Here is a 23,068-nt window from a genome sequence, read left to right as displayed (position 1 = left end):
TGTCGGCATGGGTGGTCGTGAGCCCCGCAACCAAATTGCAGCACGCTGACCACGTTAAACCAACGATACTCTACGACGCGCTCTATCCCGTTGAATCGATAGGCTCACTTCAGGTTCGGGTCGTTTTTGATTGGCAACGGCCCAGCTTTGTGCGTCTCCAGAGACGCATTGGACAGCTTGGGGGGCTGCCGCAGGCCATCCGGTAAGATGTTGGCGCCGACCTGCCAGCCACGAGCATCACCCTGGACCATCTCGCGGGGCAGGTCACTGGTTTCGGCAAGTACCTTGTTGGCGATCTGCGCCCAGACGGGGTTCGAGTCGGCGCTGTACTGGACGCATTCAATGATGGCCCACAATGCGTATCGATAACGGGCCAAGATATCCAATGCGTTGTTTAAATGTATTTTCAACTTGTCGACAGTCGCGTCCCGGCGGGCGATGCCGTCTTCCCTCAATAATCGATTTTCCATTGGTGCCGCGACACGGGGAATTGATGCGATAGCCAAGTTCGCCGAAGAGTTAGTCCTGCAGGAACGAGCTCTGCACCAGGGTATCGAAGCCGATGAGGAAGCCGCCGGTATCATGGTCGATGCGGGCATTGCGTCCGCCGCCCAGATGGCCCAGGAGTCGAAACCCTGACGAAGGGGACATTGTCGGTGACCCTGTCGAACTGCCCGGTGATGCCGCCATTGGCGGTCAGGATCTTGTAGTGCCGACCGATCTCGTAGGTGCCCTCGACGGGAACGACATAAACGGTGCCGCCATTGACGGTGGCAGTACCGGTGGCATGGATGAAATCACCGCGGCCGGCCGCGCATCGAAATCAGGCCGCCGCCCGACGAGAACACGCTGTGGGTCGGACCCGTGACGGTAATCGTGCTGCCGCCATTGAAATAGATGTCGCCGGCGTCGGCATGGGCGAAGTCGAGCCACACCCCGCTTGTCTTGATCGGGCCGGCTGTGAGTTTTTCGAGGACGGTAGATATCGGCGCTTTGCGCCCATATCGGTCCCGGCCGTTGCCGATCGAGGCGAGGTTCTTGCGACGCCCACGTGCCACGTCCCAAGACAGCTCCCGCGTCAGCCATCGATTGCTTTGGGAACCGGATCTCATGGGCTCGGGGTCCGCATGCCTCGCGCGGGGTGAGGCTCAGGAGGATCTGCGAGGAACGGCCGATTGCATGGCCGCCCAGGCATTTGCGGCCGCCGTCGAGTTTATCTCGATAACAGCCATCTTTGAGGGAACTGATGGTGAGTTGCGTATCCGATCAAGTTTCCGGTCAGCGAATGGCCTTATTCGCCGATGCTGTTCGGCGCATTGCGAATCTTCAGGCAACGAACTTGCTTACCCGAGTGTCGAGCGAGTTCCGGTGTCGGGGAGCTGCACCGCCTTCAACCAGCCAAGTCCTTCCTCGGTTACACCGGCGGGGCGGTATTCGCACCCGACATAGCCCTGATAGCCGATTGCGTCGATCTCGTTGAACACCAGTGGGTCATTGAGTTCGCCGGTTGTCGGCTCGTTGCGTGTCGGCACGGCGGCGATTTGGATATGTCCGATCTTCGGTGCCATTCGTCGCAGGGCCATGATGACGTCGCCGTGCAGGATCTGGCGATGGTAGACATCGAACTGCAGGCGGACATTCGCATGATCGAGGTCGTCGATGAACTCGAGTGCCCGATCGAAGTCGTTCAGGAAGTATGCCGGCATGTCGCGTGTGTTGATCGGCTCGATAACGAGGCCAATGCCTGCCTGCGCCGTCGCATCCGCGGCTCTGTGCAGATTGTCCTTGTAGGCCGCAATCGACGCAGGGGAATCCCAAGCAGCATTGCCCGCCATCATGTGCAGCAACGGTGTTCCAATCGTCTTGGCGTAGGATACCGCGAGGTCCAGCCCTTTGAGGAACTCCGCGCGCCTGTCGGGCAGGCTGGCCAGGCCGCGATCGCCCGCTACCCAGTCGCCGGGTGGCATATTGAAGAGCGCCTGTTTCAGGCCGGCCGTCGCCAGCGCGTCCGCGACGATCTCTGCGGGATGGTCATAGGGAAACAGATACTCCACTGCACCGAAACCCGCGTCGGAGGCCGCCTGAAATCTCTCCAGGAAGGGGCGCTCGTTGAACATCATCGATAGATTGGCGGCAAATTTGGGCATCTCGATCAAACCTCTTCCGACATGCCGGGCAGGTGGAGGCCGGCGATCTTGGCGAGCAGTCGAGCGACGGAACTGTCGTCGTCCCGGCCCATGCCCGCCGCTTCCGTCATGATGAACAGCTGCAGTGCTGCAGCTGTGATCGGGAGCGGAAACTTCCCCTTCCTCCCAATGTCAGAAACAATTCCAAGGTCCTTGGTGAAAATGGAAACCGCACTATGGGGGGTGTAGTCTCCAGAAAGGACATGTGGAATACGGTTCTCGAACATCCAACTATTGCCGGCGGATTTGGTGATCACCTCGAAGACGCGCGAAATATCGAGGTCTAGGCTCTTGGCGAATGCAATTGCTTCGCAAGCCGCGGCGATGTGGACGCCCGCAAGCAACTGGTTGACGACCTTGAAGGACGAGCCGATGCCCGCTTGGTCGCCCAGCTCGTAGACAGTTCCGGCCATCGCCTCCAGCGCTGGCCGGGCTGCGGCAAAGGCCTGGGCGGAGCCTGATGCCATGAAGGTCAAGTCGCCGGAAGCTGCTTTCTTGGCGCCACCGCTAATTGGGCCGTCGAGATAAAGCAGGCCTGCGGCTTCAGCGCGTGATGCAAATCCCTTCGCCTCCGAGGGTGAAATGGTGGCGCACGAGACGATGACCGTCCCAGGCTGCAGGGCAGATACGATGCCGCCCTCGGCGAAAAGCACAGCTTCTGTCTGGACTGCGTTCACGACAACGATGACGGCAATGTCGGCGTCGGCAGCCGCCTCTTGCAGGCTGGTGGACGGCAGACCGCCATCCTGGCTGAACGCCTTCAATGCATCTGCATTGACGTCATACCCTCTTACAGTCCGTCCGGCCCGGAGCGCCGAGCGCGCCATCCCCAATCCCATCGAGCCCAGACCGATTACGGCAATCGTCGATTGGTCGCTCATCTTGGACGGCGCCTCCCAGTTTCAACACAGCTCGAATTTGCTTATCTCAGCGCTAACATTTCCTAATCACATCCTATTGCAAGGATCAAGCGAATGATGTTAGCGCTTACACATAGAGCCCGGGCATTCGTCGTGGGGCGCTGATCTTGCGGTGAGGTCGTCCTTTGACAGCGCTTGAAACGCCAACCCTCGCCCACGTGGCGAGACTGGCAAACGTCAGTGAGAACACGGTCTCCAGGGTCATCCGAGACAAGGGGCCGATTGCGCCGGAGACGCGCCGACGAGTCATCGAAGCCATTGATGCCCTCGGTTATGTGCCAAACCGTGCAGCCGGCTCGCTCGCATCTTCCTCCTCGATGATCGTCGGGGTGATCTTGCCCTCGCTGTCGAACATCGTCTTTCCGGAATTGCTTCGCGGCATTCATGCCGGGCTGGCGGGAACATCGTATCAGCCGATGATTGGTGTGACCGACTACGACCTCGAGAAGGAACAGCAACTGATCTCGTCGCTGCTGGCGTGGCAGCCGGCGGCGATCATCACCACGGGCTTCGATCATACCGATGCCGCGAGGCGGATGCTGGAGGGAAGCAAGGTTCGTATCGGCGAGTTGATGGACATCGACCGCAGGCCGATCGACCTTGCCGTCGGCCTTTCTCACCGCGAGGCGGGGCGTGCCATGGCTCGCCACCTCAAGGGTCGCGGCTACTCGAAGATCGCCTATGTCGGGCATGATTGGGACGCGGATCGCCGGGCCCGTGCGCGCTATCTCGGGCTTTGCGAAGGCTTGGGGGACGCCGGACTGGCACTGGTCGCGGAACATAGAGTCGATGAACCGAGCTCGACCTTGAGCGGCCGGCGGGCCCTGGCGGCAATCCTCGCCGACGGGGCCGAGATCGAGGCCGTCGCGTTTTCCAACGATGACATGGCCGTCGGCGGCTACATGCACTGTTTGGCTGCTGCTGTACCAGTGCCGGACCGGCTCGCCCTCATGGGATTCAACGGGTTGGAGATTGGCCAGGCGCTTCCGAAGCCTCTCACGACGGTGCTTTCCAATCGTTTTGCTATCGGCAAGACGGCGGTGGAGACCCTCCTGAAATCTCCCGACCGCGCATTTGAGCCTGCAGTTATCGACACAGGGTTTTCCATCATTGAAGGCGCGACCGCCTAGTCGGGCCGCCTTTTCGCAAACAGGAGAAGGGGATGTTACTCGGCGCTATCGCTGACGATCTTACCGGGGCAAGCGACCTCGCCCTCATGCTTTCCCGAGAGGGAATGCGAACCATTCAAACGATTGGCATTCCACCGGGAGACGTCGATCTCAGCCATATCGACGCGGTCGTGGTTGCCCTCAAATCCAGGACCAACCCGGCCGAAGAAGCCGTCGTAATGTCGCTTGAGGCCTTGGCGTGGCTTCGTGCGGCAGGCGCTCGGCAAGTCATCTTCAAATATTGCTCGACCTTTGATTCAACGGCAAAGGGCAATATCGGGCCGGTGACCGATGCGCTCGTTGCCGCGCTCGACGTGGATCTCACCATCGTTTGCCCGGCTTTTCCGGCAAATGGCCGAACCATCTATAAAGGCCATCTCTTCCTCGCCGAGAAGCTCCTCTCAGAGAGCCCGATGCGGAATCATCCGCTGACCCCCATGACGGATTCCTCCCTGGTACGGCTGATGGCCGCGCAGTCGTCCCTCAAGGTGGGGCTGGTTGGACAAGAGATTGTTGCACGGGGCGTAGACGCCCTGCGTGAGGCCTTTGGGGCGGCGCGCACGCTCGGCGATCGAGTGCTGGTCGTCGATGCGATATCCGACCAGGACTTGCGGACGATCGGGGAGGCCGTTGCCGATTTTCCATTGATCACCGGAGGATCCGGCATCGCGATCGGCCTGCCGGAGAATTTTCGCCGTGCCGGATTGCTATCCGGCAATTCCGAACCCGGTCCCTTTACGGTACCACGCGGCGGCGCTGCCGTCTTGGCTGGCTCATGTTCGGAGGCAACGAGGGGCCAAATACAGGCTGCCATTGCCGCCGGCATGCCCTCTATGCGGATCGATCCGATCGACATAGCGGAGGGGCGTGTCACCGTCGGCGGCGCAGCGGATTGGGCATTGGAGCAGGGGGAGAACACCCCCCTCATTTACTCGAGCGCCGACCCCACCGAAGTTCGCGCCGCGCAGGATGCCCTCGGACGGCAGAAGGCCGGTGAAATCATCGAGCGCTTCCTGGCGGAAACTGCGGTCATGCTGCGTGCGAATGGTGTTCGACGCCTTATCGTCGCCGGTGGCGAAACGTCCGGGGCGGTGGTTGGCGCCCTTGCACCCGCCGCCCTCTATGTCGGACCGGAAATCGACCCCGGCGTTCCCTGGACGCTGACGATGGGGGAGGCGGAACCGATGGCTATGGCGCTGAAGTCGGGAAACTTCGGTGCAGCCGACTTTTTCCTGAAGGCCTGGGAGTTGCTGCAATGACAGCCATGATTTCCGAGACAACCCGCGTTCGAGATGAGATCGCGGCTGTTGGCAAGTCCTTGTTCGAGCGCGGCTTCACTTTTGGGTCCACCGGAAACATCAGCGCAAGACTCTCGAATGGCGATCTTCTGATGACGCCAACCAACGCCTCCCTTGGAGCGCTTGATCCGGGGCGGCTTTCCAGATTCACCGCGGAAGGTGTTTTCGTCGATGGCGACAAGCCCACGAAAGAAGCGTTTCTGCATCAATGCATGTACTGCGCGCGCCAGGGGGTAGGGGCGGTCGTCCACCTCCATTCGACGCATGCGGTGGCTGTCAGCGTGATCGACGGCCTGGATCCCGAAGATCTGCTGCCACCACTCACCGCATACTATGTCATGCGAGTTGGGAAGCTGACGCTGGCGCCCTATTTTGCCCCCGGAGACGTCGCTTTGGCAGAGGCGGTTCGCGAGAGGGCACGCACGAGTCACGCGGTACTGCTCGCCAATCACGGTCCGGTCGTCGCAGGAAAGTCGCTGCGCGAGGCCCAATACGCAAGTGAGGAACTGGAGGAGACCGCGAAGCTGTTTTTGATGCTGAGAGGAGAAAGGATCAGACCGCTCACTTCAGATCAGCGCAACGACCTCATGAGAGCTTCAGTATAGAATCTGCTTGGATCGCATCAAGTACTGGGCTGATCCATTCGATCAGCGCATTGTCGTGGAAATATCCTGGCAGGTGTCGTGAAGGCCGCTACAGCTCAGAAGCGCACGCCGCCGGCGCGCGATCGAGGGGTAGTATCCCTCCCGCTGTGTGCGTTTTGACACGCTGCCCGAGCACCATCCGCTTTATTCAAGAAGCGCCGTGGTCAAGCTCAGCGGCTCTGTCATATCCGACAAGACTGCCCGGTGTGTAGCGTATCGCCGGGCTTTTCCCTGTATGCCTGCGTTTTTCGCATTGAAGCTTCAGGTGTGTTCGTTGCAATGCAATCTTTATTGACGCTCGCAATCCAGCCTCCGGAACATACGATGACGCGGTGATCCTGGCGCGATATTGGGATACGCTGGAGGATCTGAATCAGAACAATGCCCAGTGTGACGCACTACATCATTTTCCCCTTCGTTCGAGACAGCCAGGGCAACCTGGTCGCCGGACAGGGGCAAAGGGCCTATTCGAATACGATGGCGCGTTTCCGTGCTGCCTTCTGCGTGGGAATCGGGCAAGGCGACGAAACGATCGTGGGGGCCGTTGCGTTTATGCGCACTGGCGATAGTCGGCCGGTGATCCTGGCAAAATATGGGGAAACACCGCAGGGCCTTGCGGAGATGGAATGATGCTGCTTCTGCCACCCTTGCGCACCATAGGGGTGCCCGGCGGGAAGCGCGATAGCGTATGGTGGCTAGCCGCACCCAAGGGCGAGGAAGTCAGCTTGGCCGACCCGTCTTCCGCGGGTCGCGGCCATAAACGCAACCAAAATGCAATGCTCGAAGCGGCGAGCCCGTCGATGATGCCCTTGGCGGGTCGACCTTTCCCTTGATGCTGCTTCCACAGGAGTTGGAAGGTGCCGTTGCACTGGGGTTCGGTCTTCTGACCTTTGCGTCAGGTCGAATTCTCGAATCTCTCGTCGAGATCAGAAAGGTGCTCGACAAAAATCTGTCTTTTTGATCGAGCGCAGTATCTTGCCGCCGGCGAGTTGATTCACGCCATTATTCACCTAGCCTGGAATTCGCGCTGTGCTTCCAGTGACGGACGCGGGTTATCGGCAAATCAGGCGTGTCGTCTGTGCATCCCATGGATCAATTCGATGCTGAGGGCATGGCCTCGACCCTTGCCATTGACTTGAAACCGAGCACCGGTCGGATGCATTGCTTGACGCCTCGGTGATCCTGTTCAATCCGGTTATTGAGGTATTGGCCCGCGCGGAACCGCATCGGCTTCAAAGCCCATCGTGATGGCTCATGCGTAAGCAACGTTCAGCGTCACAAGATTCGTTCACTTCGAGACTGGTCTGGCTGCCGCCGATGACAGGCAGTCCCATCGTTTATGGCGGGCAAGCGCCTTGTGCAGCCCTGCATGGGATGTTGGCACCACACTTTGCCGCTTGATCGGATCGATGCAGGCTCCGATTCACATCTCGGCCGCTGCAAGAATTCTATTTGTGAGTTGGATCCTGCCAGGGGCACCTAGTGTGGCTGGGCGCGTTTGTCGAGTTGCATAGCCGCGAGATCCGACTCCAGCCGGCTCAGCCGATCATGGATGTCCACGGAACGGTAAGCGTGCTCCTCCAGGATAGAATTGATCAGCATGTTCATCGACATGCCTTTGAAACTTGCCTGGCCTTCGAGAAGCTTCCGCATTTCCGGTGCCAGGCGGATGACCAGCGGCTTGAAGGATCGGGTAAGGCCTCTGGTTGCATTCATGATCGGTAACTACCTCTGTCGGGCATGTTGGGTGTATTGTGAGCATCTTCGCTACTGTGCCTATCTATTGTTTCGTGTGACATAAACGTGACTCGGTAATGGAAACAAAAACACTTGCTTGTTCATCGGAGCTTCCGACTCCGATGTGCTGGATCGAGATTTGGCCAGGGCTGGCCGTCCATGACCTCGGCCGGGGGGATTAGCCTGGGTTGCGGACGCGCTTCTCCAGTTCGAGCGTGCGCTTGGCGATATCGTCCAGCTCGAAGCTTTGTGAGATCATGAAGGCGCCGGAGCCGGTGTCGGGATCACTCGCAAGGCGCTTGGTCTCGCTGAGGTGATGGACAAGCCAGGCTTTTTGTTCCGCCTGCAGCTTTATCCGTTTGCTGCCGCCTTCTCTGTGCAGCAAGGCCCAGTAGGCGATATTGAGCCTGGCATCCCACTTGGCAATTTCCGCCTTTCCGCATTCAAGCATGTTGGTCGAAACGCCATCCGCGCGATCGACGCAGGCGGTCATCTCGGCATCCGATTGAGCATTTGCGGACTGGGTGACGAGCAGCAACAGGCCGGCAAGGGCATGTTTCGAGATCATAGATGGCACCTCCTGCTTTGCACGGTCATTGCACCGAGACGACGAAGTGGCCTTGATGAAGGGCGAGCTTGCCTTCCAAAGAGACCATGTCGGCTGAAAAATCGCCTTCGATCTTGCCGGTTTCCATCTTCGTGATGGTCAATGCGGCCTCTGCGTTCGGACTCTCATCGGTCTTGTAGCGGTTGTCATTGGTGCTGAGCTCGATGCAGGGGGCATTCTTCTGGCAGTTGCGGGTGAGCTTCTGGGTGCCGGTGGCGCTTGCGTCGAACTGCAGCCGCAGTGTCGTCGCATCGATCGTCTTATCCGGCTTGATGATGGGGGCCGTGTTGACAAGAACGGTGCTGCCCAACTTCACAACGATAAGCGAGGAGCCGCCTGCCGACCAAGTCCTATCACCGATCTCAGCCGAAACCCGATCGCCTTCCTGCGTGCTGGCAACGATCTTGGGTGGCTGGCTTTGAGAGGACAGGCTCGTTGCGGGTCGTGGCTGAGTGGCATTTTGTTGAGCGACGCCGGGCATCTGGAGGGTAAAATTGAAGACTTGCCACGCGCCTGCAGCGTTCTTGGTCAATTCTACCCTGGCAGGCAGAGACACGTCCCCATCCAGCAACAGCGTCCCCGACACGCTGCCCCGGCCGTTCTCGATCTCTCGTTCGGGCCATGACGCGCTCTTGAAGCGTCCCAGACCTGCCCGGTTGGCGAGTGCGGCGAAACTGCTTTCGCTCATGGCCTGCTGGAATGCCGGGGAGGCGCTGCGATAGGCGCTCTCCGGCCCGCTGGCAGCGATGGTCGCGAAAAAGACGGTGGCTGCGTCGGCCACGCCCTTGATGAAATAGTAGACGCTCGTGCCGACGGCCACTCCGATCACGACCACGGTGCCTAAAGCCAGCAAAATCTTGCGCATTGTCGACATGTCGGATCTCCATAATCCCAAGAAGGATCAATATGGCTCCTCGTTTTCTACCACCGGACTCGGCGGCCTGGGACTGCTCGGGCGGCCGGTTGCTAAGCCGTCAGGCCATTTCTCGGGTGCATGGGCTGTCGGAGGGCCGCCCTTTTTCCGAGGAGCAAAATACCTCTCAAAATGCAATGGCTCGGCGACCGATCTGCCGAGAACGATACCCGCTAAAACGGAACAATAGCTGAAACGACGGTAACACAAGATGATATCGAATGCGTGTTATCGAGACGTCGGTCACCAATCGGATCGTGAAGTACGATGCAATAGCGCTGCGCCGTAATTCCTGTGATCGTTTGGGTAATATTGGAAATTTTCGTATTATTTTTTTATTGAATTTAATTATATTTTTCTAGGAATTTTTCATTTATTTTTAAATATAATTCAAATTATTGATATAATTTCCTAAAAAATTTGACTAAATAATATAAATTACTCTTTGGAATGAAGCGTTTCCTTTTGTCCATGTGATGACACAATCGCAGTAGAGCTTTTTGGGAAGAATCCAACGATGCGTGGCATCTGGCTACTGGTGGGGTGCGTCACAGCGATCGCTACGCCAAAGCATTGACAGGCAAACCAGCTGAAGTAGCGACTGCCAAATTATGCTTTGACGATGATACTTCGGTGCAGAGGGAAGCCACGGCTTGTAGCGCTGCAGTTGAATGCAGGAACCTGGCCATGGATGCTTTCACAGTAAGATCACGCTCGTTTTCGTATGAAGGCCCGGATCGGGCAGCCTCGCAGGCCTTTCCATCGAGCGATCCGGCTTCTTAACCCGCCATTCTTGAACGGACGTCGTATTCCTCGCCAATCGCACAGGATGCAAGCATGTCTGCCGATGATCTCCACAACAGCGCCAACAGGTTCGACGCTTCATCGAAGCGCTCAACATTCCCATCGTTTCAATTGGAGATTGCCGAGGTCCCGGCCCAGGACGCGATGTCCATGCCGGCAGACGGCGTCCAGAAAGCCCTGGGTCGATTGGAGGCGATCGTCGACGCCGTCAAGGCGAAGTCTGGCGTGCCCGGCATCGCCGTAGGCGTCATCCACGGTGGGCAGCCCTATTATTACTGCGTCGGCGATCGCGATCTTTCTCTGCCGAAGGACAAGCGGGAGAAAGTCGACAAGGCAACCGTGTTCCAGATCGCCTCGATCTCCAAGTCGATTTCGGCGACGCTCGCGGCGCGGATGATGACCTACTTTCAGGAACAGGGAAATGCAGCGGCCATATGGGAGGACCCCGTGGTCCAATTCCTGGGTAACAGTTACCACCCGACCAGCGACTATGTGTGGGAACGCGGCACGATAGGCGACTATTTCGCGCATCGTTCCGGCTTGCCCGCGGCGGCGGGCGACGACCTCGAGGGGCTATATTACCAGCGCAGCGATATCCTTCTCCGCCTCAACCAGATGCCGCTCGATCCCTTCCGCGTCACCTACAATTATTGCAATTTCGGCCTGACGATCGGCGCGGAAGCCATTGCCAGGGCTGCGGGCAAGCCCTGGGAAGAGCTGGGCCGGGACTATCTCTTCAACCCTCTCCATATGTTCGCCACGAGCTACCGCTACGCCGAGTTCAGACAACGCGAGAACCGCGCCGCCCTCCACAGCTATGACGGGACGGATTTCGCGCCCAGTCCGTTTCCACGCAACCCCGATGCGCAGGCGCCGGCGGGTGGCGTGTCCTCCAATGTCGTCGACCTTGTCAGATGGATGGACCTCCTGCTGGCGCTCGGCAGGTCCGATTCCAAGCCTGCTCTCGACATCGAGCAAAAGTTCTTCGTCGAGTCGGTCACTCCGCAATCGGTGAATGCGCGATCCCCGGTCCAGAACGCCCGGTCGGGCTGTTACGGCTATGGCTTCAATGTCGGCGCGGGCGCGAATGGGCGCATGTCCATGAGCCATTCCGGCGCCTTCTTCGTGGGGGCGGCGACGGCGTTCCATGTCCTGCCCGACGCCGATGTGGGCATCGTCGTTCTCACCAATGGCGCGCCCGTGGGAGCCGCAGAGGCCATCGTCACGGAGTTCATGGACATCGTCCAGTTCGGCGACGTCACGCGCAACAACTGGTACGAGATCGCGCACGATCATTTCATGAATTTCTATAAGGCGTCCGGCGATCTGGCTGGCAATCTTCCGCCTCAAAAACCCAATTTTCCGCATCCGCTCGCCATCTATGAAGGCGTCTACAGCTCGGCCTATTTCGGCGAGGCCGAGGTCTGGGCGAATGGCGATCATCTGATCCTGCAACTCGGCCCCCGCAAGTTGCAGTTCGTGCTCAAACGCTGGGACGCAGACATCTTCCAGATGGATCCTGGCCGTGAGTTCACCGCCAAGGGATCCCTTTACTCGGTCAGGTTCGCGCTGTCCGGAGGAAGGGTGACGTCGATGACCGCCGCCTATTTCAACGACAATATCCTCGGCATCTTCCCGTTTGCGAGACCCAGGGGAAGCTGAGGCAAGGCGAAGGGAAACTGGAGTCACAGTCGATGCGTGATGCGGCGTCCACCGGTCAACGATTCCCGGTGGACGCGCGTTGACACTTCCCCGGATGGCGTCAGAACGACAATTGAACCTTCATCGCGCGGCGGCGGTCATTGGCCAGGGCGAAGGCCGCACCGGCATTGTCGAGCGCGAAGCTGCCGGTGAGCAGGGGACGCAGGTCGATCTTGCCGCTGTCGATCAGCCGTGTCGCCAGGGCGAATTCAGCATGGAAACGGAAGGAGCCGATCACCGACAATTCCTTGGCGACCACCAGGTTCTGGGGGAAGGCGACATCACCGCCCAGGCCGAGCTGCACGATGATGCCGCGCGGGCGCATCGCCTCCAGGCCGGCGCGCAGGGCCTTCTCATTGCCGGAGCACTCGAACATCACGTCGACCTGGCCCTTGTCCACCACCAATGCGGCGAGGGCCTCGGGCGTCTGCGCCGCGTTGATGGTGCGATCGGCACCGAGCCTTGCCGCAATGGCGAGCGGCTCGTCGACGATATCCGTGACGATGATTTCGGCGGCGCCGTGGAACCTGGCGGCGGCCACTACCAATGCGCCGATCGGACCGCACCCCGTCACCAGGATACGGCGCCCGAGCAGCGAGCCGGCGCGGGACACGGCATGCAGGGCAACCGAGAAGGGCTCGACCAAAGCGAGTTCGTCCGGGCCGGCATTGCGCCCGACCTCGCATTGGGCGGCATCGCAGACGAGGAGTTGGCGGAAGGCGCCCTGGACGTGCGGCATGCGCATGGCGCTGCCGTAGAAATGCATGTCCATGCAGTGATTGGGCAGGCCCTGCAGGCAATAACGGCACTGGCCACAGGGGCGGCTCGGATTGACGGCGACCCGGTCGCCGCGCCGCAGCGAGCCGACATCCGCCGCGACCTCGACGACCTCGCCCGAGACCTCATGGCCGAGGATCATCGGTTCCTTGAGCCTGACGACCCCGAAGCCGCCATGGTTGAAATAATGCAGGTCCGACCCGCAGATGCCGCCGGCCTGGACGCGGACCATGACCTGCCCATTCCGGAGCGGACCGGGGTCGCGCTCCTCCAGGCGCAGATCCTTGGGGCCGTGGATGACGAGAGCACGCATGGCTACCTCTCAAATGACCGGTGTCAAAAGGGGAACACCGGCGAAATGCGCGGCAAGATTATCCCGCACCAACTGGCCCATCGCCAGCCTGGTCTCGATCGTCGCACTGCCGAGATGGGGCTGCATCACGACATTGCCGAGCCTGGCAAAGCGGGTATCGATGTGCGGTTCGTTCCAGAAGACGTCGAGGCCGGCTCCGGCGATCGTCTTGTCCTCGAGCGCCTGCAGCAGCGCTTCCTCGTCGACGGTGGTTCCGCGCGAGACGTTGACGAGATATCCCTCGGGCCCGAGCGCCCGCAGGACCTCCGCGCCGACGACCTTCTGGGTCGCAGCACCGCCGGGAAGGGTCAGGACGAGCAGATCCGCCCAGGCTGCGAGCGCCGTCAGGTTATCAAAGAAACGATGGGGCGCATCCTTGTGCGGCGAACGGCCGAAATAGCCGATATCCATGTCGAAACCCGAAAACCGGCGGGCGACGGTCGCGCCGATGCGGCCGAGCCCGGCGATGCCGAGCTTCTTGCCGTGCAGCCGCGGCGCCAGCGGCGGATTTCCCTTTGCCCAGTCGCCCGAGCGCACATGGGCGTCTCCGGCCGGAATGCGCCGCATCGCGGCCAAGGCGAGGCCGACCGCGAGGTCGGCGACGTCGCCGTTGAGGACATCGGGCGTGTTGGTGACGCGAATGCCACGCCGGCGCGCCGTATCGAGATCGATGGCATCGACGCCGACACCGTAGCAGGCGATGATTTCCAGATGAGGCAAGATCTCCAGCGTCTGGGTGTCCACGCCCAGATCGCCGCGTGTGGCGATGGCGCGGATGAGGGGACGGGCAGAGGCGGAAAGCCCTTCGGGGCCGAACTCCCAGCGCTTGTGCAGCCGATAGGTGCTCGAGAGGACTTCCATATCCCGGTCGGGGTAGGAGCCCATCATCAGCAGGTCCGGTTTCGTCATTATCGCCTCAGGCAGTATTTTTGTTATCGATATCATAATTGATCAAGGGAGCAAGCATCTTTCGATTCCGTTCGGCGTTCGAAGGCAAAGGGAGGGGACACCCTGCAACCGCGTTGACAAGTTTTGTTATCGATATCAATTTGAAAGGGAAGAGCGTCGATGTCGAGCGGCGCCGGGAAGACGAGGGAGACCGACGTGACGCTGTTCGACCTGACCGGGCGCAGGGCCCTGATAACCGGGGCCAGCAAGGGCATCGGCTACGCCATCGCCGAAGCGCTGGCCGGTGCCGGTGCCAGCGTGGTGCTCAACGCCCGCAATCTCGATCGCCTTGAGGACGCCAAGGCAGCACTCGCCGCCAAAGCCTTTACCGTCGATATCGCGCCGTTCGACGCCGCCGATCCCGAAGCCGTCGAGGCCGGCATTGCCGCTATCGAGCAGACGCTGGGGCCCATCGACATTCTCGTCAACAATGCCGGCATGCAGCATCGGGCGCCGCTGGAGACTTTCCCGCTCGACGCCTGGAAGCGCCTGTGTGCCACCAATATCGACAGTGCCTTCCTGGTCGGGCAGGCTGTGGCCCGCCGCATGATTCCGCGAGGGCGGGGCAAGATCATCAACATCTGCTCGGTGCAGAGCGAGTTGGCGCGCCCCGGCATCGCGCCCTACACCGCGACCAAGGGCGCGCTGAAGATGCTGACCAAGGGCATGGCCACCGACTGGGCCCGCCATGGCCTGCAGGTGAACGCCATCGGTCCGGGCTATTTCAAGACCGAGCTCAATGCCGCGCTGGTCGCCGATGCCGATTTCTCGGCCTGGCTGGAGAAGCGCACGCCGGCAGGCCGCTGGGGTGAGGTGAAGGAACTGGCGGGCGCGGCGATCTTTCTCGCCTCGGACGCTTCCAGCTTCGTCAACGGGCATGTCCTCTATGTCGATGGCGGGATCACCTCGAGCCTGTAGGTTTTCCTGAGGCGGGCGAGGAGAGGGACGCTGCATCCCTCTCAGCTTCTTGCAGTGGGACGAAGGGGAGAACAGCCGATGACCGAGAGCGAGAAAGCCGCCGTTTCCGTGGTCGGAACCGGGATCATGGGATCGGCGATCGCGACGCGCCTGCTGGCGACGGGACATGCCGTCACCGTCTTCGACCTGGACACGGCCAAGGTCGCGGCGCTTGCCGCGAAAGGGGCCAGCTCCGCCGCCAGCGCTCGCGAGGCGGCGAGGGCGAGCCGCTTCGTCATCACCAGCCTCAACAGTGCCACGATCGTGCGCAGTGCCGTGTTCGGCCCGGGTGGCATTGCGGAGGGAGCGGATGCCTCGGGGCTGCTGATCGACATGTCTTCGATCGATCCGGCCTCGACGCGGGCGTTTGCCGAGCAATTGGCTACGTCGACCGGCATGCGATGGGTCGATGCCCCGCTTTCCGGTGGTGCGCCCGGGGCCTCGGCGGGCCGCCTCACCGTGATGGCCGGCGGGGCCGCCGACGATGTTGACCGGGCGCGTGCTGTCATGGACAGCCTGTGCGCCAACTATACGCATATGGGCCCCAGCGGCGCGGGGCAGACCACCAAGCTGGTAAACCAGGTCCTCTGCGCGCTCGGCTTCCAGGCGGTCGCGGAAGCCGTCAGGCTGGCAGAGGCGGGGGGCGTCGATGCGACCCGCCTGGCGGAGGCGCTCAAAGGCGGTCGCGCCGACAGCTCCATCCTGCAGGAGTTCGGGCCGAAAATGGCAAGGCGCGATTATTCGCCGACCGGCCGCATCGACAATATGATGAAGGATCTGGAGGCCGTACAGGCTTTCTCCGGCAGCCAGCGCCTGCCGCTGCCCCTGACCGGGCTGGTTGCCGATCTGCACCGTTCCCTGCTGGCCGCTGGCCTGGGCCCTCGTGATACGGCGGCCATCATGCTGCAGTTCTCCGGCTTTCGTGAGCAATCGGGGTGAAGGCTGACATCGGGATCGATCACCGAACTGGCGCCTTGACAGGATCATGTTTGTTATCGATAACATTGGAAAACCGGCCGTAGAGCCGGATGAGCTTTGCGGGGCTGAAAGGCCCTCGAAGTTGTGGAGGACGAGCGCGATGGCAGGGCAGGAAGCTCTCCGGTTCGAGAATGTCGTCAAGGCTTTCGGCGGCACCCGCGCGCTCAATGGCGTCAGCCTGGAGGTCGGGCGGGGCGAGGTCGTGGCCCTGCTGGGCGAGAACGGCGCCGGCAAATCCACGCTTATCAAGATTCTCGGCGGCATCTTCAGGGCCGATGACGGCCAGATCACCATCGGCGGCGAGGTCTATCGCCATCGCGCCAATGCGCGCGGCCAGCGCCAGAGCGTGGCTTTCATCCACCAGGACCTCGGCCTGGTCGAATGGATGACGGTGGCTGAGAATATGGGGCTGTCGCAAGGCTTCTCCCGACGCTGGCTGGGCGCCATCGACTGGCGCGAGGCGGAGCGCAAGGCCGAGACGGCCCTGAAGCTGGTCGGCTGCGACATCGATCCGACCCTGCGTGTGCACAGCCTCAGCCGGACCGAGAAATCGCTGGTCGCCATTGCCCGTGCTTTGGTGGTGGATTGCGATTTCCTGGTGCTCGACGAGCCGACGGCCAGCCTGCCGGCCGACGAGGTCGAGCGCCTGTTCGAGGCGGTCCGGCGCCTGCGCGAGCGGGGCGTGGGCATGATCTATGTCTCCCATCGCCTCGACGAGATCTTCCGCATCGCCGATCGCGTGGTGGTGATGCGCGACGGCCTCAAGGTCGGCGAAAAGCCGGTGGCGGAGACGACGCCGGACGAACTCGTCAGCATGATTGTCGGCCGCTCTACGCTGGAGCTTTTCCGTAAGGCCGAATTCCATTCGGGCCAGGCCCGTGTGGTCCTGCGCGATGTCGTCACCCCGGCCGCCGGCCCCGTCAGCTTCGAGGTCCGCCAAGGCGAACTGCTCGGCCTCGTCGGCCTGCGCGGCGCGGGCCAGGAGGATATCGGGCGCAGCCTGTTCGGGGCGGTGCCGCATCGCGGATCGATCACCATCGACGGGCAGGTGCCGGATCTCTCATCGCCCCGGGCGGCGCTGAACGCCGGTGTCGGGCTGGTTGCCCGGGACCGCATGGAGGAATCCCTCGCTCCCTCCCTCAGCATTCGCGAGAACGCCTTCCTCAATCCGGGGGCCGCCGGCCGGCCCTGGTATGCGCCGCGTTCACCCTCGCTCGAGGCCAGGCTGGCGAGCGAACTGGGAGAGGCCGTCGGGCTGCGCCCCAACGACCCGGACCTGCCGATCGAGGGGCTTTCGGGTGGAAACCAGCAGAAGGTTGTCGTCGGGCGCTGGCTTGCGACCGGCCGCAGGCTCCTGGTGGCCGAGGATCCGACGGCCGGCGTCGACGTCGGCGCCAAGGCCGAGATCTACCGCCTCATCGCGCGAGCCCTCGAATCCGGCCTCGCCGTGATCGTGGTGTCCACGGATTTTGAGGAAATCGCCCATATCTGCCACCGCGCCTTGGTGTTCAACCGGGGCCGGATCATTGCCGAGCTGGCCGGCCCAGCCCTGACCACGGAAGCGGTGATCTCGGCCGCCTCTGCCTCGGAAGCCGCGTGAGCGCAGACAGGAAAGCTCCATGTCCACCAACTCCATCAAGTCCGACGCCCTCGAGCCGACACGCGGCGAACTCAAGCAGGCCTCCGCCAGCGAACGCCTGCTGCGGCGCCTGCCGGTCTATGGCCTGCCCATCCTCACGGTCCTGTTGATCGTCCTGTTCTCGCTGCTCCTGCCGCAGACCTTCCCGACCATGCTCAATGTCCGCTCCATCATCGCGGACAAGGCGATCATCGCCATGCTGTCGCTGGCGGCCATGATCCCGATGGCAGCCGGCAAGATCGACCTCACCGTCGGCTACGGCATCGTGCTCTGGCACATCCTCGCCATCAGCCTGCAGACCATGTTCGGGCTGCCCTGGCCGGTGGCGGTGGTGGTGGTGATCCTGCTCGGCGCCCTGATCGGCCTGCTCAACGGCCTGCTGGTCGAGGTGGCGCGCATCGACAGCTTCATCGCCACGCTCGGCACGGGCACCGTGCTCTACGCCGTGGCGCTCTGGCACACTGGCGGGCGGCAGGTGGTGGCGAGCCTGCCCCAGGGCTTCCTGTCGCTCAACGGCACCATGGTCTTCGGCCTGCCGATCACCGGCTTTTATGTGCTGGGCCTCGCCCTGGCCCTGTGGTTCATCCTCGAGCACCTGCCGATCGGGCGCTACCTCTATACGATCGGGGCCAATCCCAAGGCGGCGGCGCTCAACGGTATCCCCGTCCAGCGCTACACCATGGGCGCCTTCGTGGCTTCTGGCGCCCTGACGGCGGTGGCCGGCGTCCTGCTCGCCTCCAAGCTGCGCATCGGCCAGGCCAGCGTTGGCCTCGAATATCTGCTGCCGGCCCTCGTCGGCGCCTTCCTTGGCTCCACCACCATCAAGCCCGGCCGCGTCAATGTCTGGGGCACGGTGGTGGGCGTTGCCATCCTGGCGGTCGGCATCGCCGGCATCCAGCAATTCGGCGGCTCGTTCTGGGTCGAGCCCATGTTCAACGGCGTGACCCTGCTGATCGCGATCGGCATCGCCGGCTATGCCCAGCGCCGACGCGGCTCGGCCACGCGAAACTTCAAGAAGACGGGCAGCTGACGACCCGTCGCATTCAGGAGGAGAGATCATGTTGAGACGAAGTGTGTTGATGGCGGCTGCCGGCCTGGCGGCCCTGGCCCTGGCACCCGCCGTGGCCCGGGCGGATGCCTTTGTCGACGAGGCGAAGGCGGTCGTCGCCAAGGCTGCGGCCCGCGCCGACAAATGGGACGGGCCGACCTCCGGTCCCAAGGCCGTGGCCAAGAAGACCGTCGTCTATGTGGCGGGTGACATGCGCAATGGCGGCATCCTGGGCGTGGCCCAGGGCGTCAAGGAAGCGGCCGGCGTGATCGGCTGGACCTATCGCGAGATCGACGGGCAGGGCACGGTATCCGGCCAGGCCGCAGGGCTGAGCCAGGCCGTTGCGCTCAAACCGGATGCGATCATCGTCGGCGGCAGCGATGCGGTCGAGCAGAAGGCGGCGCTGGAGGAAGCGGCCAAGCAGGGCATCACCATTGTCGGCTGGCACTCGGGTCCCAAGCCCGGGCCCCTCGACGGCACGCCTGTCTTCGCCAATGTCACCACCGACGCCATGGAAGTCGCCAAGGTCGCGGCCATGAAGGCGATCGCCGATTCCGACGGCAAGGCCGGCGTGGTGATTTTCGCCGATTCGACCTATGCCATCGCCATCGCCAAGGGACGGGCGATGGAGGAAGTCATCAAGAAATGCCAGGGCTGTGCCGTGCTGTCCTTCCAGGATACGCCGCTTTCGGATGTTTCGACCCGCATCCCCCAGCTGACCACCACACTCCTGCAGCAGCAGGGTGCCAAGTGGACCCATTCCCTGGCGATCAACGACCTCTATTACGACTTCATGCCGCCGTCGCTGGCCGCGGCCGGCATTGCCGGGGATGGCGATCCCCAGAACATCTCGGCAGGTGACGGCTCCGAGGCCGCCTATCAGCGCATCCGCGCCAAGGACCATCAGGCCGCGACGGTGCCCGAGCCCCTGGCCATGCAGGGCTGGCAGCTGGTCGATGAACTGAACCGCGCCTTCGCCGGCGAGAAATGGTCCGGCTACGTTCCCGGCGTGCACCTGGTCACGCCCGACAATATCGGCTTCGACGGCGGCCCCAAGAACGTCTTCGATCCCGACAATGGCTACAGGGATGCCTACAAGAAGATCTGGGGCGTCAACTGACCCGAAGACGTGGCGGGGGCGCGTAGGTGTCCCCGCAATTATACAGTTAGAACAACAGCTTACAGCGTCCGGTTCGCGCGTTGAAACGGATGCCTCGACTTTCGCTTCACCTCAATGGTAGCTCCGTCATGTATATACGCTGCGCCTTTTTTCGGGGCCAAGTCCGGCCAGGGTCGGAAGAGGCCTTCACGCAATTCGTGCGCGACAGGCTCGTGCCGCTCTGGACTCGCTTCCCGGGAGCCGAGGAGGTGCGTGTGCTGCGCCAGGAAGAGGCCGATGTGCAGGAGCCGCATTACGCCATGGTGCTGGCCATCCGCTACCCCTCGCGTGCCGCCATCGAGGAGGCTCTCGCCTCCGAGGTCAGGACCAAAAGCCGGGCGGTCACCGCCGAGCTGATGCCCCTGTTCGACGGCGACATTTTCCACACGATCTTCCGCGCCGACGAGTTCCCGATGTCGTCGGAACGGGGCTGAGGGATGAGCGATTACGAGATCCTTGACGATCGTTTCGCCGCCCTGATCATCGGCCACGCCCGGCTCGAAAAGCTCTGGACCGGATGCCGCTGGGCCGAAGGGCCCGTCTATGTGCCGGCCGCCAAATCCGTGTTGTGGTCCGACATTCCCAATGACCGTGTGATGCGCTTGGACGAGACGGACGGGTCGGTCAGTGTCTTCGAAAGCCCCTGCGGCTATCACAATGGCCACACGCTGGACCGGGCCGGCAGGGTGATTGCCTGCGAGCATGGCGGTCGCCGCGTGACGCGCCTGGAGCCGGACGGGCGCTGGAGCGTGCTGGCCGACAGCCATGACGGCAGGCGCTTGAACTCCCCCAATGACGTGGTGGTGAAGAGCGATGGCTCGATCTGGTTCACCGACCCGACCTACGGCATCGACAGCAATTACGAGGGCCATGCCGCCGTCTCCGAGATCGGGGCTTCGCATGTCTACCGGGTCGACGCTGCCACCAGCGCGGTCCAGCCCGTCATCACCGATCGCATCAAGCCCAACGGCCTGGCCTTCTCGCCGGACGAAAGCCTGCTCTATGTCGCCGATACCGGTGCCAGCCACGTTCCCGGGCTGCCGCGGGCCATCCATGCCTATGATCTGTCTGCGTCAGGCGAGGTCATAGGTCCGGCAAGGACCTTTGCCGTGTGCGAGGCCGGTTTCTTCGATGGGTTTCGTGTCGACCGCGACGGCAATCTCTGGGCCTCCAGCGCCGACTCTGTCCGTATCTATACCAGGGACGGCAGCCTGATCGGGCGCATCAAGGTCCCGGAGATCGTCTCCAATCTGTGCTTCGGGGGCCCGAAACGCAATCGCCTCTACATCACGGCGCAGAGCTCCCTCTATGCCATCTACGTTAACAATCACCCGCCGGGCTGGTAACGCTCCCGCTATGGCGATTGCGCCAGAACTGCCCTAACGGATTGCTTGATGCCGCGCGACAACGACAGACTGCCCAAAAGCCAGCCGACCATGGCCGATGTCGCCGAGCGGGCCGGTGTCTCGACCATGACGGTTTCGCGGGCCTTGAAGAAGGGCGGCTCGATCTCCGAGAAGACCCGCGGCAAGATCATGGCCGCCGTGGACGAGCTCGGCTATGTGCTCGACCAGATGGCAGGCACACTGTCCTCCAAGCGCTCCGGTTTCGTGGCCGCGCTGGTGCCCTCGATCAACAGCTCCAACTTTGCCGACACGGCGCGCGGCATCACCGAAGCCATCGAGGGTAGCGGCCTGCAACTGCTTCTCGGCTATACCGACTATCAGATCGAGAAGGAGGAACGGCTGGTCGAATCGATGCTGATGCGGCGTCCCGAAGGCATCATCGTCACCGGCGGCCGCCACACCGATCGCACCCGCAAGCTGCTCGAGGCCGCCGGCATCCCGGTGATCGAGACCTGGGACGTGCCCGACAAGCCGATCGAGCATGTCGTCGGCTTCTCCAATGCCGCCGCCACGAATGCGCTCGTGCATCATCTTCATGGCCGGGGCTATCGCAATATCGGATTCATCGGCGGCACCAGCAATCGCGACACCCGAGGCGCCGATCGGCGCCAGGGCTACATCCAGGCGATCGAGCAACTCGGCTTGCCGCGCGGTCGGGTCATTTCGTTCGGCAAGCCGCCGATCTCGATGGAGCAGGGGGCCCAGGCCATCGTGCACCTGGTGTCCCAATGGCCTGATGTCGATGCCGCGGTCTGCGTTTCCGACCTGTCGGCCTTCGGCGCCCTGATGGAGTGCCATCGCCGCGGCTGGGCGGTGCCGGGGCGTATCGCGATCGCCGGCTTCGGCGATTTCGAGGTTGCGCGCTGCGCCTACCCGAGCATCACTACGGTTTCCGTCGACGCCAAGGAAATCGGTCGGGCAGCGGGGAACCTCCTGCTGCGAGCGATAGAGGCCCAGCGGTCGCAGCAGCAAATTCCACCGGAAATGATGCTGATGCCGTTCGTGGTGATAGCACGCGAAAGCAGCTGACAGGCTTCTTCAGCGTCCGCCGGCCGGCGAGGGCTCTGTTGCAAACCCTATGCTGTCCGGCTCGGCACCACGAGATCCACCGCATGGCTCGATGGTCAATGGCAGGAAAACGAGGGCCGACACGTCCTAAGATTCCAGTCTTTCGGCAAAGGCTTCCTGCATCGCCCGCAGAATGATCAGGGCGGACGCTGCGCCGGGATCCATATGGCCCAGGGACCGTTCTCCAAGCCGGGCGGCGCGGCCGCGGGTCGCGACCATGGACCTTGTCGATTGCGCGCCTTCTGCGCCGGCCTCCACGATATGGCGCCACATCTGCCCGATGGTCAGGCCGTTTGCCTTGGCGTGAACGGCGACCTCCATTGCCGGAACCCATGTGTCGAGCATCGTCTTGTCCCCGCGCTGCCCTTTGCCACGCGATTGGATACCCTTGGTAATGGCTTCGACGATGGCGACCTGTTCCGGCAGGTCGAGGGACTGTTGGTTTTTCAGGGCCTTGGAGGCGTTTTGGAAGCCCGTTGCATAGAGGGGCCCGGTGGACGCGCCGACGGCATCGAGAAAGGCGGAGGCCGCTGCCGCGAAGACGTCGGAGGGCGATGCCTGCTCAAGGTCGAGTTTCGCTAGCGCGCCGTTGACGGCCGAAAACCCCAGCGCCATGCTGATGCCGTGATCGGCGTCGCCGATGGCGCCGTCGAGGTCGGACAGATATTCCTTCTCTGCCTTTATCGACAGGGCAATCAGCTGGAACATCCAGCTGAGGCGGCGCGCTGCGGTTTGCGGCATTGCATTGATCTCCCGA

Annotated in this window: 24 protein-coding genes; 13 read left to right on the top strand and 11 right to left on the bottom strand. The window is 62.2% G+C overall.

The features are described from left to right. Positions 1-104: 104 nt before the first annotated feature. The 5 genes from U1R88_RS20880 to ltnD form a co-directional block, all read right to left on the bottom strand. The gene (locus tag U1R88_RS20880) at positions 105-470 is read right to left on the bottom strand and encodes a hypothetical protein (RefSeq protein WP_322432968.1); all 366 of its coding nucleotides are present in this window, start codon (positions 468-470) and stop codon (positions 105-107) included. Positions 471-519: 49 nt separating this feature from the next. Continuing rightward, positions 520-651: a hypothetical protein gene (locus tag U1R88_RS20875; protein WP_322432967.1), complete on the bottom strand. Its 132-nt coding sequence runs from the start codon at positions 649-651 to the stop codon at positions 520-522. A 146-nt stretch (positions 652-797) separates the two neighbouring features. Continuing rightward, positions 798-1,058 carry a hypothetical protein gene (locus U1R88_RS20870; RefSeq protein ID WP_322432966.1) on the bottom strand — a complete coding sequence of 87 codons (261 nt, stop codon included), beginning with the start codon at positions 1,056-1,058 and terminating at the stop codon, positions 798-800. 285 nt (positions 1,059-1,343) lie between these two features. Continuing rightward, positions 1,344-2,147 (bottom strand): 2-oxo-tetronate isomerase, encoded by an 804-nt coding sequence (otnI, locus tag U1R88_RS20865; protein ID WP_322433076.1) that lies wholly within the window; start codon positions 2,145-2,147, stop codon positions 1,344-1,346. A gap of 5 nt (positions 2,148-2,152) precedes the next feature. Continuing rightward, positions 2,153-3,067, bottom strand: coding sequence for an L-threonate dehydrogenase (gene ltnD / locus U1R88_RS20860; protein ID WP_322432965.1), 915 nt, complete (start codon positions 3,065-3,067; stop codon positions 2,153-2,155). A 164-nt stretch (positions 3,068-3,231) separates the two neighbouring features. Between ltnD and U1R88_RS20855 the strand changes: the two genes are divergently transcribed. The 4 genes from U1R88_RS20855 (at position 3,232) to U1R88_RS20840 (ending at position 6,847) form a co-directional block, all read left to right on the top strand. Continuing rightward, positions 3,232-4,236, top strand: coding sequence for a LacI family DNA-binding transcriptional regulator (locus U1R88_RS20855; protein WP_322432964.1), 1,005 nt, complete (start codon positions 3,232-3,234; stop codon positions 4,234-4,236). Positions 4,237-4,268: 32 nt separating this feature from the next. Continuing rightward, positions 4,269-5,534 carry a 3-oxo-tetronate kinase gene (gene otnK / locus U1R88_RS20850; RefSeq protein ID WP_322432963.1) on the top strand — a complete coding sequence of 422 codons (1,266 nt, stop codon included), beginning with the start codon at positions 4,269-4,271 and terminating at the stop codon, positions 5,532-5,534. Continuing rightward, complete coding sequence (otnC, locus tag U1R88_RS20845) at positions 5,531-6,178, top strand: 3-oxo-tetronate 4-phosphate decarboxylase (protein WP_322432962.1); 648 nt, start codon at positions 5,531-5,533, stop codon at positions 6,176-6,178. Before otnK ends, otnC begins: the two co-directional genes overlap by 4 nt. A gap of 420 nt (positions 6,179-6,598) precedes the next feature. After that, entirely contained in the window at positions 6,599-6,847 is a 249-nt protein-coding gene (locus tag U1R88_RS20840) for a hypothetical protein (RefSeq protein WP_322432961.1), read from the top strand. Between the two features lie 849 nt (positions 6,848-7,696). Here the strand turns inward: U1R88_RS20840 and U1R88_RS20830 are convergent. The 3 genes from U1R88_RS20830 to U1R88_RS20820 all read right to left on the bottom strand — a co-directional run bounded on the left by U1R88_RS20830 (position 7,697) and on the right by U1R88_RS20820 (position 9,435). Further along, positions 7,697-7,933 (bottom strand): hypothetical protein, encoded by a 237-nt coding sequence (locus tag U1R88_RS20830; RefSeq protein WP_068281713.1) that lies wholly within the window; start codon positions 7,931-7,933, stop codon positions 7,697-7,699. A gap of 199 nt (positions 7,934-8,132) precedes the next feature. Beyond that, on the bottom strand, positions 8,133-8,447 hold the full coding sequence (locus U1R88_RS20825) for a lysozyme inhibitor LprI family protein (RefSeq protein WP_322432960.1): 315 nt from the start codon (positions 8,445-8,447) through the stop codon (positions 8,133-8,135). A 100-nt stretch (positions 8,448-8,547) separates the two neighbouring features. Continuing rightward, positions 8,548-9,435: a hypothetical protein gene (locus tag U1R88_RS20820; RefSeq protein WP_322432959.1), complete on the bottom strand. Its 888-nt coding sequence runs from the start codon at positions 9,433-9,435 to the stop codon at positions 8,548-8,550. Between the two features lie 993 nt (positions 9,436-10,428). Here U1R88_RS20820 and U1R88_RS20815 point away from each other — a divergent pair. Further along, positions 10,429-11,940, top strand: coding sequence for a serine hydrolase (locus U1R88_RS20815; protein ID WP_322432958.1), 1,512 nt, complete (start codon positions 10,429-10,431; stop codon positions 11,938-11,940). A 100-nt stretch (positions 11,941-12,040) separates the two neighbouring features. Here U1R88_RS20815 and U1R88_RS20810 read toward each other — a convergent pair whose 3' ends face one another. Together U1R88_RS20810 and U1R88_RS20805 are read right to left on the bottom strand one after the other, a co-directional pair. Beyond that, positions 12,041-13,069 (bottom strand): L-idonate 5-dehydrogenase, encoded by a 1,029-nt coding sequence (locus tag U1R88_RS20810; protein WP_322432957.1) that lies wholly within the window; start codon positions 13,067-13,069, stop codon positions 12,041-12,043. Between the two features lie 9 nt (positions 13,070-13,078). Continuing rightward, positions 13,079-14,017: a 2-hydroxyacid dehydrogenase gene (locus U1R88_RS20805; RefSeq protein WP_322432956.1), complete on the bottom strand. Its 939-nt coding sequence runs from the start codon at positions 14,015-14,017 to the stop codon at positions 13,079-13,081. Positions 14,018-14,176: 159 nt separating this feature from the next. Between U1R88_RS20805 and U1R88_RS20800 the strand changes: the two genes are divergently transcribed. From U1R88_RS20800 to U1R88_RS20765, 8 genes are all read left to right on the top strand, one after another. Beyond that, positions 14,177-14,974 carry an SDR family oxidoreductase gene (locus U1R88_RS20800; RefSeq protein ID WP_322432955.1) on the top strand — a complete coding sequence of 266 codons (798 nt, stop codon included), beginning with the start codon at positions 14,177-14,179 and terminating at the stop codon, positions 14,972-14,974. Positions 14,975-15,052: 78 nt separating this feature from the next. Then, positions 15,053-15,952 (top strand): NAD(P)-dependent oxidoreductase, encoded by a 900-nt coding sequence (locus tag U1R88_RS20795; protein ID WP_322432954.1) that lies wholly within the window; start codon positions 15,053-15,055, stop codon positions 15,950-15,952. Positions 15,953-16,091: 139 nt separating this feature from the next. After that, positions 16,092-17,591, top strand: coding sequence for a sugar ABC transporter ATP-binding protein (locus U1R88_RS20790; protein ID WP_322432953.1), 1,500 nt, complete (start codon positions 16,092-16,094; stop codon positions 17,589-17,591). A gap of 19 nt (positions 17,592-17,610) precedes the next feature. Then, positions 17,611-18,660: an ABC transporter permease gene (locus tag U1R88_RS20785; RefSeq protein WP_322432952.1), complete on the top strand. Its 1,050-nt coding sequence runs from the start codon at positions 17,611-17,613 to the stop codon at positions 18,658-18,660. Positions 18,661-18,688: 28 nt separating this feature from the next. Beyond that, positions 18,689-19,798: a substrate-binding domain-containing protein gene (locus tag U1R88_RS20780; RefSeq protein ID WP_068281698.1), complete on the top strand. Its 1,110-nt coding sequence runs from the start codon at positions 18,689-18,691 to the stop codon at positions 19,796-19,798. A 128-nt stretch (positions 19,799-19,926) separates the two neighbouring features. Further along, entirely contained in the window at positions 19,927-20,271 is a 345-nt protein-coding gene (locus tag U1R88_RS20775; protein WP_322432951.1) for a hypothetical protein, read from the top strand. A gap of 3 nt (positions 20,272-20,274) precedes the next feature. Continuing rightward, positions 20,275-21,183 carry an SMP-30/gluconolactonase/LRE family protein gene (locus tag U1R88_RS20770; RefSeq protein WP_322432950.1) on the top strand — a complete coding sequence of 303 codons (909 nt, stop codon included), beginning with the start codon at positions 20,275-20,277 and terminating at the stop codon, positions 21,181-21,183. 90 nt (positions 21,184-21,273) lie between these two features. Next, entirely contained in the window at positions 21,274-22,272 is a 999-nt protein-coding gene (locus U1R88_RS20765; protein WP_322433075.1) for a LacI family DNA-binding transcriptional regulator, read from the top strand. Positions 22,273-22,398: 126 nt separating this feature from the next. On the opposite strand, the gene dhaL is transcribed toward U1R88_RS20765, so the two are convergent. After that, positions 22,399-23,052: a dihydroxyacetone kinase subunit DhaL gene (gene dhaL, locus U1R88_RS20760; protein WP_322432949.1), complete on the bottom strand. Its 654-nt coding sequence runs from the start codon at positions 23,050-23,052 to the stop codon at positions 22,399-22,401. Positions 23,053-23,068 lie beyond the last annotated feature (16 nt).

Origin of the sequence: Labrys sedimenti (assembly GCF_034424805.1) — a bacterium.
Lineage (GTDB): Bacteria > Pseudomonadota > Alphaproteobacteria > Rhizobiales > Labraceae > Labrys > Labrys sedimenti.
Note: the sequence above shows the minus strand (reverse complement) of the source record. Positions and strands in the feature narration are given on the sequence as shown.

Excerpts from the sequence above, each read along its gene's own strand:
- U1R88_RS20765 (WP_322433075.1), top strand. The coding sequence starts at position 21,274 with ATGGCCGATGTCGCCGAGCGGGCCGGTGTCTCGACCATGACGGTTTCG.
- U1R88_RS20785 (WP_322432952.1), top strand. The coding sequence starts at position 17,611 with ATGTCCACCAACTCCATCAAGTCCGACGCCCTCGAGCCGACACGCGGC.
- U1R88_RS20780 (WP_068281698.1), top strand. The coding sequence starts at position 18,689 with ATGTTGAGACGAAGTGTGTTGATGGCGGCTGCCGGCCTGGCGGCCCTG.
- U1R88_RS20880 (WP_322432968.1), bottom strand. The coding sequence starts at position 470 with ATGGAAAATCGATTATTGAGGGAAGACGGCATCGCCCGCCGGGACGCG.
- U1R88_RS20840 (WP_322432961.1), top strand. The coding sequence starts at position 6,599 with ATGCCCAGTGTGACGCACTACATCATTTTCCCCTTCGTTCGAGACAGC.
- otnI (WP_322433076.1), bottom strand. The coding sequence starts at position 2,147 with ATGCCCAAATTTGCCGCCAATCTATCGATGATGTTCAACGAGCGCCCC.
- otnC (WP_322432962.1), top strand. The coding sequence starts at position 5,531 with ATGACAGCCATGATTTCCGAGACAACCCGCGTTCGAGATGAGATCGCG.
- ltnD (WP_322432965.1), bottom strand. The coding sequence starts at position 3,067 with ATGAGCGACCAATCGACGATTGCCGTAATCGGTCTGGGCTCGATGGGA.
- dhaL (WP_322432949.1), bottom strand. The coding sequence starts at position 23,052 with ATGCCGCAAACCGCAGCGCGCCGCCTCAGCTGGATGTTCCAGCTGATT.
- U1R88_RS20790 (WP_322432953.1), top strand. The coding sequence starts at position 16,092 with ATGGCAGGGCAGGAAGCTCTCCGGTTCGAGAATGTCGTCAAGGCTTTC.
- U1R88_RS20775 (WP_322432951.1), top strand. The coding sequence starts at position 19,927 with ATGTATATACGCTGCGCCTTTTTTCGGGGCCAAGTCCGGCCAGGGTCG.
- U1R88_RS20770 (WP_322432950.1), top strand. The coding sequence starts at position 20,275 with ATGAGCGATTACGAGATCCTTGACGATCGTTTCGCCGCCCTGATCATC.
- U1R88_RS20810 (WP_322432957.1), bottom strand. The coding sequence starts at position 13,069 with ATGCGTGCTCTCGTCATCCACGGCCCCAAGGATCTGCGCCTGGAGGAG.
- U1R88_RS20875 (WP_322432967.1), bottom strand. The coding sequence starts at position 651 with ATGTCCCCTTCGTCAGGGTTTCGACTCCTGGGCCATCTGGGCGGCGGA.
- U1R88_RS20800 (WP_322432955.1), top strand. The coding sequence starts at position 14,177 with ATGTCGAGCGGCGCCGGGAAGACGAGGGAGACCGACGTGACGCTGTTC.
- U1R88_RS20825 (WP_322432960.1), bottom strand. The coding sequence starts at position 8,447 with ATGACCGCCTGCGTCGATCGCGCGGATGGCGTTTCGACCAACATGCTT.
- U1R88_RS20805 (WP_322432956.1), bottom strand. The coding sequence starts at position 14,017 with ATGACGAAACCGGACCTGCTGATGATGGGCTCCTACCCCGACCGGGAT.
- otnK (WP_322432963.1), top strand. The coding sequence starts at position 4,269 with ATGTTACTCGGCGCTATCGCTGACGATCTTACCGGGGCAAGCGACCTC.
- U1R88_RS20830 (WP_068281713.1), bottom strand. The coding sequence starts at position 7,933 with ATGAATGCAACCAGAGGCCTTACCCGATCCTTCAAGCCGCTGGTCATC.
- U1R88_RS20815 (WP_322432958.1), top strand. The coding sequence starts at position 10,429 with ATGCCGGCAGACGGCGTCCAGAAAGCCCTGGGTCGATTGGAGGCGATC.
- U1R88_RS20820 (WP_322432959.1), bottom strand. The coding sequence starts at position 9,435 with ATGTCGACAATGCGCAAGATTTTGCTGGCTTTAGGCACCGTGGTCGTG.
- U1R88_RS20795 (WP_322432954.1), top strand. The coding sequence starts at position 15,053 with ATGACCGAGAGCGAGAAAGCCGCCGTTTCCGTGGTCGGAACCGGGATC.